Annotated in this window: 11 protein-coding genes and 1 pseudogene; 7 read left to right on the top strand and 5 right to left on the bottom strand. The window is 63.5% G+C overall.

Annotated elements, in window-relative coordinates:
- Positions 1 to 48: 48 nt before the first annotated feature.
- The 4 genes from AWB78_RS34595 to AWB78_RS34580 all read right to left on the bottom strand — a co-directional run bounded on the left by AWB78_RS34595 (position 49) and on the right by AWB78_RS34580 (position 5,283).
- A complete protein-coding gene (locus tag AWB78_RS34595) occupies positions 49 to 1,305 on the bottom strand; it encodes an ABC transporter substrate-binding protein (protein ID WP_062611123.1) in 1,257 nt (418 codons plus the stop codon).
- A gap of 79 nt (positions 1,306 to 1,384) precedes the next feature.
- Positions 1,385 to 2,914, bottom strand: coding sequence for an aldehyde dehydrogenase family protein (locus AWB78_RS34590; protein ID WP_062611122.1), 1,530 nt, complete (start codon positions 2,912 to 2,914; stop codon positions 1,385 to 1,387).
- A 1-nt stretch (position 2,915) separates the two neighbouring features.
- Complete coding sequence (locus tag AWB78_RS34585; protein WP_062611121.1) at positions 2,916 to 3,698, bottom strand: enoyl-CoA hydratase/isomerase family protein; 783 nt, start codon at positions 3,696 to 3,698, stop codon at positions 2,916 to 2,918.
- Positions 3,691 to 5,283 carry an acyl CoA:acetate/3-ketoacid CoA transferase gene (locus tag AWB78_RS34580; RefSeq protein WP_062611120.1) on the bottom strand — a complete coding sequence of 531 codons (1,593 nt, stop codon included), beginning with the start codon at positions 5,281 to 5,283 and terminating at the stop codon, positions 3,691 to 3,693. Before AWB78_RS34580 ends, AWB78_RS34585 begins: the two co-directional genes overlap by 8 nt.
- A 165-nt stretch (positions 5,284 to 5,448) precedes the next feature.
- On the opposite strand from AWB78_RS34580, the gene AWB78_RS34575 reads away from it, so the two are divergent.
- The 7 genes and pseudogenes from AWB78_RS34575 to tssE all read left to right on the top strand — a co-directional run bounded on the left by AWB78_RS34575 (position 5,449) and on the right by tssE (position 11,067).
- The gene (locus AWB78_RS34575; RefSeq protein ID WP_062611119.1) at positions 5,449 to 6,477 is read left to right on the top strand and encodes a LacI family DNA-binding transcriptional regulator; all 1,029 of its coding nucleotides are present in this window, start codon (positions 5,449 to 5,451) and stop codon (positions 6,475 to 6,477) included.
- A gap of 232 nt (positions 6,478 to 6,709) precedes the next feature.
- Complete coding sequence (locus AWB78_RS34570) at positions 6,710 to 6,988, top strand: HU family DNA-binding protein (protein ID WP_062611118.1); 279 nt, start codon at positions 6,710 to 6,712, stop codon at positions 6,986 to 6,988.
- 217 nt (positions 6,989 to 7,205) lie between these two features.
- Positions 7,206 to 8,606, top strand: coding sequence for a sensor histidine kinase (locus AWB78_RS34565; protein WP_062611117.1), 1,401 nt, complete (start codon positions 7,206 to 7,208; stop codon positions 8,604 to 8,606).
- A gap of 179 nt (positions 8,607 to 8,785) precedes the next feature.
- Positions 8,786 to 8,974, top strand: a complete 189-nt coding sequence (locus tag AWB78_RS34560; RefSeq protein ID WP_062611116.1) for a hypothetical protein — start codon at positions 8,786 to 8,788, stop codon at positions 8,972 to 8,974.
- A 271-nt stretch (positions 8,975 to 9,245) separates the two neighbouring features.
- A pseudogene (tssK, locus tag AWB78_RS34555) lies at positions 9,246 to 9,950 on the top strand (type VI secretion system baseplate subunit TssK); the annotation flags it as partial.
- 8 nt (positions 9,951 to 9,958) lie between these two features.
- Positions 9,959 to 10,636: a DotU/TssL family secretion system protein gene (locus AWB78_RS34550; RefSeq protein WP_062611141.1), complete on the top strand. Its 678-nt coding sequence runs from the start codon at positions 9,959 to 9,961 to the stop codon at positions 10,634 to 10,636.
- The gene (gene tssE, locus AWB78_RS34545; RefSeq protein WP_062611115.1) at positions 10,633 to 11,067 is read left to right on the top strand and encodes a type VI secretion system baseplate subunit TssE; all 435 of its coding nucleotides are present in this window, start codon (positions 10,633 to 10,635) and stop codon (positions 11,065 to 11,067) included. The genes AWB78_RS34550 and tssE overlap by 4 nt, the downstream gene beginning before the upstream one ends.
- 72 nt (positions 11,068 to 11,139) lie before the next feature.
- Here the strand turns inward: tssE and AWB78_RS34540 are convergent.
- On the bottom strand, positions 11,140 to 11,736 hold a 597-nt coding region (locus AWB78_RS34540; protein WP_157697711.1), incomplete at its 5' end, for a substrate-binding domain-containing protein.

Here is an 11,736-nt window from a genome sequence, read left to right as displayed (position 1 = left end):
TCGCGGATAGCGGCGCGCAGCACCGCCTCCGCATGAGGACCAGTTGGCTTACTGCGCGTTCTTCACGGCCGCGACGAGCGCCTTCACCGCATCGGCAGAGGACTGGTTCGAATTGAAGAAGTGCGTGACGACGTCATAGACCGCGTTCTTCGGACCATCCGGCATGGCGTGTCCGTGCGCGAAGCTGCCGACCATCGAATCGGTCTTGAGGGCGGCGCGCATGTCGCTCATCGACTTCTTGCCGCATTCGTCGAAGCCGTCCTGAGGCACGTCGAGGCGCGCGGGAATCGAGCCTTTGATCTGGTTGAATTTCGCTTGCACGCCACGGTCCATGATCGTCGATGCGAACGCGTATTCACCCGGCAGACTCGCGTCGCCCTTCTTGAAGGTGGCGAACTGGTCGGTGTTGAAGATGAAGGCGCCTTCCGTGCCCGGATACTGGAAGCACAGATAGTCGGCGTTCGGCTGCTTGCCCGCCGATGCGAACTCGCCCTTCGCCCAGTCGCCCATGATCTGCATCGCGGCCTTGCCGTTGATCACCATCGACGTGGCGAGGTTCCAGTCGCGGCCCGGGAAGTTGGGATCGACCATGCCGCGCAGCGCGCGCATCTGGTCGAAGGCCTTCTCCATGGTCTTCGAGCCGAGCGCGCCGGGGTCGAGCTTGACGAGCGCCTGCTGGTAGAACTTCGGCCCGCCCGCGGACATCACGGCGCTGTCGAAGATCGTCGCTTCCTGCCATGGCTGTCCGCCATGCGCGAGCGGGATATAGCCGGCCTTGCGGATCTTGTCGGCAGCGGCGACCAGTTCATCGAAGGTTTTCGGCGGCGTGAGCTTCAACTCGTCGAAGATCTTCTTGTTCGCCCAGATCCAGTTCGTGCGATGCACGTCGACGGGCGCGGCGATCCAGTGTCCATCGGGTTTCGAAAACTTCTGGATCGGCGGGGGCACGAGCTTGTCCCAGCCTTCCTTCGATGCAACGGCATCGAGGTTCTGCAGATAGTCTTCCTGCGCATACTCGGGGATCGTGAAGCCGAGCATCTGGATCGCATCCGGCGGATTGCCCGAGGCAACGCGCGCCTTCAGCACCGTGCGCGCAGCTTCGCCGCCGCCGCCCGCGATGGGGCTGTCCTTCCACGCAAAGCCTTTGGTCTTCAAACCGTCCTTGAGAACGGTGAGCGCCTTCGCTTCACCGCCGGAAGTCCACCAGTGCATGACTTCCACCTGCTTGGTGTCGGCGGCGGCCGCGGACAGCGCGTGGCACGCAACGAGACCCACTGCGATTGCAGCAATACGCATCTTGAACATCTTTGTCTCCATGATGAAACGCTCTCTTGACGGGCTTTCTCGTGAGCCCGACGGCGGGCATGTATCTTTCGATTCGTGATCAGGCCGCCGGGCGCGGCAACCACCAGTTCCTGCGCTCGCCGATATGAAGCTGGATCGTCTTCGTCTCGGTGTAGTCTTCGACGGCCTGCTTGCCGAGTTCGCGTCCCACGCCGCTCGACTTGAAGCCGCCGAAGGGCAGTTCGGGATAGCCATCGAGGAAGGTGTTGACCCAGACCGTGCCTGCATCGATGCCGCGCGCAACGGTCAGACAGGTGTCGATGTCACGGCTCCAGACGGCGGCGGAGAGGCCGTAGGCGGTGTCGTTGGCGATCTCGATTGCCTGCGTGGCATCGGAGAAGGGGATGATCGCGAGCACGGGGCCGAAGATCTCTTCGCGCGCGATGCTCATGTCGGGCGTGACGTCGCTGATGATGGTCGGTTCGAGATAGAGGCCTTGCGCGTCGTAACGCTTGCCGCCCAGACGCAGCCGCGCGCCGGCGGCCACGCCCTTTTCGATGTTGCCGACGATCTCGCTCAACTGGTGCTCGCTGACGATCGCGCCGATCTTGCAATCGGGATGCAGCGGATCACCAACGGGCACCTGCCGTGCGCGCTCGACGACCGCCTGCGCGAATCGCTCCGCGATGGATTCATGCACCAGCACGCGGCTGCCGCTGTTGCAGCATTCGCCCGCGTTGAAATACACGCCGAATACGACGGCGTCGATCATCGCGTCCCAGTCGCAATCGGGGAAAACGATCTGCGGATTCTTGCCGCCGAGTTCGAGCGCGACCTTCTTCAGCTTCTTCGATGCGAGTCCGCCAAGCAGGCTGCCGACGCGCGTCGATCCGGTGAACGACAACATGTCGATGGCGTCGTGCTCCGCGAGCGGCTGGCCGACGGACGGCCCTTTGCCCGTCACCACATTGACGACGCCGGCGGGCACACCGGCTTCTTCGAGAATCTCCATCAGCATGACGGTGGTGCTCGACGTCAGCTCGCTCGGCTTGACGACACACGTACAGCCGGCGGCCAGCGCGAACGGCAGCTTCTGCGAAAGAATCCACAGCGGGAAATTCCACGGCGTGATGAGACCGACCACGCCGACCGGCTGACGCAGCACGATGCCGAGCATGTCTTCGCCGAGGGTGTCGTAAGCATCGCCGCTGGTCGTGCGCGCAAGGCTCGCCGCGTATTGCCAGAGATCGACGCAGCCCGACACTTCGCCGCGCGCCTGCGCAAGCGGCTTGCCCGTTTCGAGCGATTCGATAAGCGACATCTTTTCGACGCGGGCCTTGATGCCATCGGCGATGGCGAGAAGAACGCGCGCGCGCTCCGCGCCTTTGAGCTTCGGCCATCGACCGTGACGGAAGGCGGCATCGGCGGCTGCGATGGCAAGCTCGACGTCCGCGGCCGTGGCTTCCGGGAACGTGCTGACGACGTGCCCGTGCGCGGGGCTGCGACGCTCGAAGCGCTGTTCGCTCGCAGACTCGGTCCACTTGCCGTCGATGTACATGCGGCCGCGAAAGACCTCATGATTCGTTGCGTTATCGCTCTTCAGGAGCGTGGTTGCGGTGTCGTACGTCATGTCATTGACCCTCGTATTGCGCCGGGCGCCGTTCGCGGAAACTCGCCATGCCTTCGCGCGCGTCCTGCGTCGTTGCGGACAGTGCGCCTGCCATGGCTTCCAGGGTTGCGCCGGTCCCGAATCCCGAGGCGGCGTTGATCAGTTGCTTCGTCAGTTGCACGGAGACGGGCGCGAGCGTCGCGATCTTTTCAGCGATGGCGATGGCGGCCGCGAGCGATTCTTTCGGCGCGGAGATTTCATCGATCAGTCCGATGCCATACGCGCGCTGAGCGTCGATGCGCCTGCCGGTGAGCGCCAGCGACTTCACATGGCTCGGGCCGATCAGCGAGACGAGCCGCTGCGTGCCCGACCATCCGGGGCAGGTCGCGATGCTGGCTTCGGGCAGCGCGAACGTGGCGCCGGGATCGGCCACGCGCACGTCGGCAATCGCGGCCAGTTCGAGACCGCCGCCGAACGCCGGGCCGTTGATCGCCGCGACGACCGGCAGACGCAGCGCAGCCCAGCGATCGAAGATGCGATGACCGCGCGCGACCCACACGCGCCACATGTCGAGCGGCGCGAGCGCGGACCACTGGTTGATATCGGCGCCGACGCAGAACGCGCGCTCGCCCGCGCCCGTGAGCACGACGGCACGCACGTTTGCATCCGCTTCGAGCTGCGCCGCTGCACATTCGAGTTGTTCGAGCATCTCGGGCGTCAGCGCATTCAGCTTGTCGGGCCGGTTCAGCGTGACGATCGCGACGGCCTTCTGCATCTCGATGTGAATGAGTTGCGGCTCAGCCATGACGCGCCTCCTTCAGTCGAAGGCCGAACGGCGCGTCCGTGAAAATCGACGCATCCATGGTCTTGAGGACAGGAGAGACGGCCAGTTCGATCTCGCATTGATCGAGCACGTCCTTGCGCAGATCGACGCCCGGCGCAATCTCGATTACTTCGAGCCCCGTATCGCCGAGCCGGATCACGCAGCGCTCGGTGACGTACAGCGCTTGCTGATCGCGTCGCCGTCCCATGCGGCCGCTGAACGTCACGTGATCGACATCGGCGATGAACTTCTTCTTGCCTTCCTTGATGATCTTCAGGCGGCCATCGCCCACTTCGATCTTCGCGCCCGCCGTGAAATAGCCGCTGAAGACGATGCGCTTCGCATGTGTCGTGATGTCGATGAAGCCGCCGCAACCGGCGGTGAGATAAGGCTTGCTCGGCAGCTTCGACACGTTCACGTTGCCGAAGCGGTCCACTTGCAGGAACGACAGCAGCGATACGTCGAAGCCGCCGCCCTGGAAGTACACGAATTGCGACGGCGACGGCATGATCGCGTCGGCATTGCCCGAGCAACCGAACGCGAAGCCCAGAAGCGGCACGCCGCCGACCGCGCCCTGTTCGATCACCCACGTCACATCGTCGCGATAGCCCTCTTCGAGCAGAATGCGCGGCACGTTCGCGGAGATGCCGAAGCCCAGATTCACGGCATCGTTCTGGGCGAGCTCCATCGCGGCGCGGCGCGCGATCACCTTGTCGGCGTTCCATTCGGCGTATGCGAATGCGCTGTCCGGCAGCTTCACTTCGCCGCTGATTTCCGGGTCGTATTCGATCTGCGTGGTCTGCTTCTGATCGGGATCGACGACCACGTAGTCCACGAGATTGCACGGAATGTGCACCTGTTGCGTGTGCAGCGAACCGGCCTTCACGACGCGCTTCACCTGCGCGATCACGATGCCGCCGTTGTTGCGCGCGGCAAGCGCCTGATCGCGTCCGCCGAGCAGCGCGCCTTCATGTTCGAACGAGAGGTTGCCGCGCTCGTCCGCCGTGGTCGCGCGCACGATGGCGACGCGCGGCACGAAGTTCCGGTAGTGCAGCCATTCGTCGCCCGCGAACGTGACTTTCTCGACGATCGGATGTTCGGCTGCCTGCGCATTCATCGCGCCGCCCTGACGATCGGGATCGACATAGGTATCGAGTCCGACCTTGGTCAGCACGCCGGGCCGCTTCGCCGCGACTTCGCGATGCATGTCGAAGAGCACGCCGCTCGGCAGGTTGTAGGCGCGAATGATGTTGTCGGTGACGAGATGCCAGATGCCGGGCATCGGCAGGCTCGACGGGCCGCTCGGAAACGAGCCGGCAATGACCGTCCGGATCAGTCCTTCCTTCGCGATGTGATCGATGCCCTTGATCCCGTACATGTCGCCGGCGGCGATGGGATGCAGCATCGTCAGATTGCGGGGATGGCCTTCGGCGTCGAAGCGCGCGCCGATCGCGGCGAGCATCGCGTCGGGGCAGCCGAGACCGCTCGACGAGCTCACGGTGACGATGTCGCCATCGCCGATCAGGCTCGCTGCATGGGTCAATGAAACAAGCTTGCTGGAACGCACGGCAAATCTCCTCGAACTTTTATTCAGCGAAGCGGGGCAGGACCGTCATGATGTCGCCTCGTTGGAACGTTCCAATTCGATGCGTTGGATCGTTCCAACGGACTGTAGTAGACTCATTTCACGCTGTCAAACGCTTTTTGGAACGTTCCAATTGTGCAAAGCAATATGAAATCCGGCCCGACCATTCAGGACATCGCCGCTGCCGCCGGGGTATCGAAATCGACGGTGTCGCTGGTATTGCAGGAAAGTCCGCGCATCAAGGCCGAGACGGCGGAGAAGGTGCGCGAAGCGGCGAGGGCGCTGGGCTACGTGTACAACCGTGGCGCGGCGAATCTGCGCGGGCGGCGCAGCACGACGATCGGCATGGTCATCAACGATCTGACGAATCCGTTTTTCGTCGAGCTGCTCGTGGCGATCGAGCGCGTGCTCGCACAGTCGGGCTATACGACGCTGATGGCGCACACGGCGGAAAACGTCGAGACGCAGACGCGCGTGCTGCGCTCGATGCGCGAGCAGAACATCGCCGGGCTCATCATGTCGCCCGCGCTGGGCACGCCGGACGACATGCCCGTCGAGATCCAGTCGTGGGGCATTCCGCTCGTGCTCATCATGCGTCCGATGAGCGCGGATGTCGACACGGTCGGCGTCGATAACACGCACGGCTTCGAACTCGCGACGGAGCATCTGATCACGCAGGGTCACACGCGTATCGCCTTCGCCGGGAACAGAAAGGGCTACACGGTGGCCAATCAGCGGCGGCAGGGCTATTTGTCCGCGATGAACAAGCATGGGCTGCCCGTCAACGAAGAGTGGGTCGTCGATGTGGAACTGACGCCCGCCGGTGGCCGGAATGCCGTGCGCGCGATCTTCGACATGAAGCCGCGGCCGACCGCCGTCGTTTGTTATAACGATCAGGTGGCATTCGGCGTGCTGCACGAACTCGACCGGATGGGCAAGCGTGCAGGCAAAGCGTTGGCTGTCGTCGGGTGCGACAACGTGGTCGCGGCCGAACACACGAATCCTCCGTTGACGACATTGTCAGCGGGCGCGGACAGGCTCGGCACGATGGCGAGCCGCACTCTGCTCGCAAGACTCCATGAAACCGACGAACATGCGCAACCGCCGGTGCAGTATTTCGCGGAACCCGAACTCGTCGTCAGGGAATCGAGCACCGGGGCTGCGGTTCACGAATGAACGGGGATCGTCGCAGGCGCGCTTCCGGAACTTGAGCGGGCACGAAGCATGGCGAAACGCAAATAGGCCTGCGGCCCGATTCGACGTGATGGGAGTCGTCGCAGCGTAAGATCGCTCTTTGTGCCGCGGACGATCGAGTGCGGCGGACGTGACGAGCGTGAGCGGAGCCATCGGTTGGTAAGATGATCCCCTTTCGCAACGCCTCTTTCCAATTTAAGGAGAATAAAGACTTATGAATAAGCAGGAATTGATTGACGCCGTGGCCTCCGAAGCCGGCATGAGCAAGAGCGCCGCCGCCGAGACGATCGATGCCGTGTTCGACACGATCGCGAAAGCGGTGGCCGAAGGAGACTCCGTCCAATTGATCGGGTTCGGATCGTTCGGGTCGGGCGAGCGCGCGGCACGGACCGGCCGGAATCCGCAGACAGGTGCGACGATCGAGATCGCAGCAGCGAAGACGGTCAAGTTCACCGCCGGTAAAGCGTTCAAGGACGCCGTCAACCAGGCGTGACGACGGGCGGCTCGCCCTCGCTTCGCCACCCGCACTTTTCGAAACGGGGCCGGCGGCTGTTCCGGGCCGTTACCCGCGTCTTTACCCGACCAACCGCACGCCGCGATGTCGACGCATGAGCACTACAATCCTTCTGATGCCGCGTTGCGGCGTCACGATGTGTCGTGAGTGCCCACTTCACTTGAGATTCATCCTGTCCGACTCTTAGGTCAGCGCCATGATCCAGCTGGAAGAACTGCGTGCGCATCCGCTCTTCGCGGAGCTGTCAGAAGCGCTCTTGCAGTGGCTGCGCGAACAGCTCACCGAAGTGAGCTTCGCGGCGGGGGAAGTCCTTGCGGGCGAAGGCGAGAAGAGAGCCGACTTTCACATCGTGCTGCAGGGCGAGGTCGCGGCGACCAAGCTGTCACGCGGGCAGCACATTCCCACGGCGCGCTACATCGCGCCAAGCTTCTTCGGGGCCGTCTCGCTGCTCTCGGGCGCGCCCGCGCCCAGCACGCTCAGCGCGGTCACCGACGGCCGCCTTGCGTTGCTGCCGGAGCGCGCGTTCCGCGAATTGCTGGTCGGTTCGGAGGCGTTCTGCCAACTGATCTTCCACAGTTCCTTCGATCGCCTCGCGAACCTGGAGGCGACGCTGCGCAATCGCGAAAAGCTCGCTGCCCTTGGGACGCTTGCTGCAGGCCTCGCGCACGAGTTGAACAATCCCGCCGCTGCGCTCGTGCGAACGTCCGATTATGCAGTCGCCGCGCTGGCCAGGCTGAGGGCTGCGGACGTCGATTTGAGGAATAGCGCGATTCCTGTCGAGGCGCTGAAAATCCTGGAGGGCCTGGGCAATCGCCGTGAGATCGCGAACGTTGTGTCCGGCATCGATGCCCTGAAGCAGAATCAGGCAGTCGATGCGCTCTGCGAATGGCTCGTCGCGCAAGGCGTCGCCAAGCCCTGGCTTCAGGCGCCATGCCTCATCGGCTCGGGAATCCTGCAGGAAGAACTCGGCCCGCTTGCAGTCGTGCTGACCAAGGAGCAGTTTTCCGCTGCGATCAACTGGCTGGCCTCGACATTGGAACTCGACGCGCTGATGGACGATATCCGCGTGGGTTCGCTCCGAATCTCCGAGATCATCCGGGCGATGAAATCCTATTCGCGCATGGATCAGGCGCCGCTGCAGGAAGTGGACATTCACGATGGAATCGAAGACACGCTCATCATCATGCAACACCGGCTCAAGCAGGGCATCACGGTGCAGCGCGATTACGATCGCAGCCTCCCGCAGCTGACCGTGTACGGCAGCGAGCTGAATCAGGTGTGGACGAACCTGATCGACAACGCGATCGATGCGACGAGCGGCCGGGGCGACATCATCGTTCGGACGTACCGGGAGATGGACGAGGCCGTGGTCGAGGTCACTGACAACGGGACCGGCATCGCGGACGATGTCATGCCGCATCTGTTCGAACCATTCTTCACCACCAAGCCGCCGGGGCAGGGCATGGGTCTGAGTCTCGAGATCTCGTATCAGACGGTGGTCAACCGGCACCGTGGCGCGTTGCTCGTCAGTTCACGCCCGGGACGAACGACGTTTCAGGTGCGTCTGCCGCTCGTGGTGAAAGCCGGTCAGACGTAAGCGCCGGGGAATAGCGATTGACGCTTCCGCGCCAACATGTCGTGCGCGATTGTTGGTCCCTGTCTGTCACCGTTGAGCGCGCTTCACCGTCGCGACGGGCTTCGCGCGACTGGCATGTTCCGTGCCTTTGTACGCATGGGCCCGCCGACCGGCTGGCCAAGCCACCGAAGGAGACTGCGATGACCGCGCTGACGATCGAAGACCTGCCAATGACGAAAGAACTCGAACCCGACACGCTCGCGACGGTACGCGGCGGCATCGGCAGGACACCGCAACAGATTCAGGCCTGGGAGATTTCCGGCAAACCCGCGACCTGGCAAGGCCTGGTCCTCGGCGACGATGGACGGCTGCAACCGCCATCGCCGTAATGACGCTGCGCTCGATCGCTTGAAAATCGCACGGGTGCTGTCCGTTCAAACGAACGGCAGCTACCCGGCGCGTGTCATCCCCGGCTGGGATTCGATCCGCCGCGAGCCTCACGCGATATCCCTTGGAGCGCTCGCGATCTGCGTATTGTCGTGCACGGGTAGCCGCTGCAGCCAGGCGAGCGCGGTGTCGAGGCCCTGCTGCGCGGCCATGTCGCTGGCTTGCGCTTCGGTTTCGTCCCAGTTGGTGTTCGCCGCGGTAGCGATGTTCGGCGCGGCGGTGTCTGGTAATGCGACAGCGGACTCAAGCCAGATCGCGGACTATGCCGTCGCGGACGTGTCGCTGTTCTGGCTGCTGCATAGCGTGAATACCACGTGGCCCGAACTTGCGCGGCTCGCTCAGGCGCCCGATCAGCATCCCGAGAAGCTCTACGCGCTGCTATCTCGTCTCGCGGGCTCGCTCCTGACGTTCTCGACCACGGAGACCTTGCAGTCGATCCCGGCTTACGATCACCGCGCGCCGGAGCCCGTATTCGCGGAACTCGAGTCGCTGATCCGCACGCTGCTCGATACCGTCATCCCGTCGCGCGTCGTGCCGATCGCACTGGAGCGCGTACGCGGCACGATGTGGACCGGCCAGATCAAGGACGAGCGGCTCGTCGAAGACGCCGACTATTACTTGTCCGTGCAGGCGGGACTGCCCGCGCACGCGCTCATCGAACAATTTCCGCGTCTGTGCAAGGCAGGCGCGCCCGATGAGGTCGAGCAGATCGTCAACTCGGCGCTGCTGGGCATTCCGCTCAAGTCGATGTCGCGGTTGCCCGCGGCCATTCCGGTGCGCATCGAGAATCAGTATTTCGCGCTCGATTCGCAGCATCCCGCGTTCACGCGCATGATCGCGGCGCGCGCTTGCCAGTTCTATGTGCCGGCGTCGATTCCGGATGTGTCGATCGAACTCTACGCGGTGCTGCCGACATGAGCGCGACGATGTCTCTATCGTCTGATAACACCGCGTTGCTTCCCGTCGCGCTGCGCGATACGGCGCTGACCATCTCCGATCTCGAAGGCAGGGACGAGCATGGGTCGGACTCGATTGATTCGCTGCGTGACGAATGCAAAGGCCAGATCGCCCGCCTGAAAGAGGAGCTTCGCGCACGGCGGCTCTCGTCCGACGAGATCGACGATGCCGTCTATGCGCAATGCGCGTTGCTCGACGAAGCGGCGCTGCGCTGTCTCGAGGGCGCGGCGCGCGACGAGTGGGAGCAAAAGCCGCTGCAACTGGAGGCGTTCCACACGAACGAGGCGGGTGAAGAACTGATTCGACGCATGGAGCAGCGTCTGCGTGAAAGGAGGCCCGCGCAGTCGTTGTTCGCGATCTTCGCCGCGGTGCTGGACCTCGGCTTCAAAGGACGCTTCGCACTCGATGGCGATGACGCGCGCATGCGGCTCAAGCGTGCCATCGACGAGCGGCTCGGAACATCGCAAGACGCGAACGATGACGGCTCCGTCGTGATCGAGGCGGCCGTTCGCCTCCCGTGGATGCGACGGATTTCGCCGCTCGCGGGCATCGCGCTGGCTTGCGCGATGATCGGGATGGTCTGGTTCGGGATCGACAGTTGGCTCGATGCGTCCGTCGCACACATGGTGCAAAAGGAGAGCCGATGACACGCGCGGGACCCGGCCTGTTCGAGCGAATCACAGGTCACTTTTCCGACGGCAGGGCGATCGACGAGTTCGCGCCGGAAGCGCAGACGTTCTATTCGGTGCGCGACAACATCCAGCGCATTTTGAACAGCCGTCGCAAGGCGCTTGCGCATTTGCCGCGATATGGGCTCGACGATCTGTCGGAGATTTATCGGCATTTGCCGGCGTCGGCGCATCGGTTGAGAAACGAGATCGAGGCGACGTTGCTGGAATACGAGCCGCGCCTCAGATCGATCGACATCGAAATCAACGAGCCGGAACCGGGCATGCTGTTGAGTTTCACGATGGCCTGCCATCTGCGCCGTGAAGGGCTGGTGCGCTTCGGCACGCACTTCACGCCGGATGGCAGGACGCGGTTGCGCATGTTGAATTCGATAGCCGACGAGGACTGAGGCGCTTGCATCACGGCGCGCACTGACGCTTCAGGCTGAGCCTGCCACGCCAGCACGCGCCTGAAACACCGCTCAACGCGGCGACGACCAGCCCTTGTAACTGCCGACGTTGTCCCGCGTAACCAGCGTAGACGGCAGCAGAATCGTCGAGTTGGCCGGCTTCTTCCCGTTCATGAGGTCATACCCGACGCTCACCGCCTGCTGTGCCATCGCCCACGGGTCCTGGCTCGCGGATGCCTGAACCATCGTGTCCGACTTGAGCGCCGTTTCGATATCCGGCGCGCCGTCCACCGACGTGATCACGATGTTGTTGCGATGCAATTGCTTCGCGGCGAGGTCCGTGCCGATCGCTTGCGGATCGTTGATCGCGAACACGCCATCGAGCTTCGGGAAACGCGTGAGATAACCCTGCATCGCGTTCATGCCGCCTTCACGCGAGCCTTTCGCGTCCTGATCGTCGGACAGGACCTTGATGCCCGGATTCTTCGAAAGCACGCTCTTGCAGCCATTCACGCGATCGATCACCGCCGATACCTGCGGGCCGTTCTCGATCACCACGTTGCCCTTGCCGTTCAGCTTCTTTGCCAGAAACTCGCAGGAGATTTCGCCGGCCTGCACGTTGTTGGTCTGCACGGTCGCGTCCGCGCCCGCCGCCGCGACGTCCACCGC

The sequence above is a fragment of the Caballeronia calidae genome (assembly GCF_900044055.2).
Lineage (GTDB): Bacteria > Pseudomonadota > Gammaproteobacteria > Burkholderiales > Burkholderiaceae > Caballeronia > Caballeronia calidae.
This window is presented reverse-complemented; position numbering and strand designations above follow the sequence as displayed.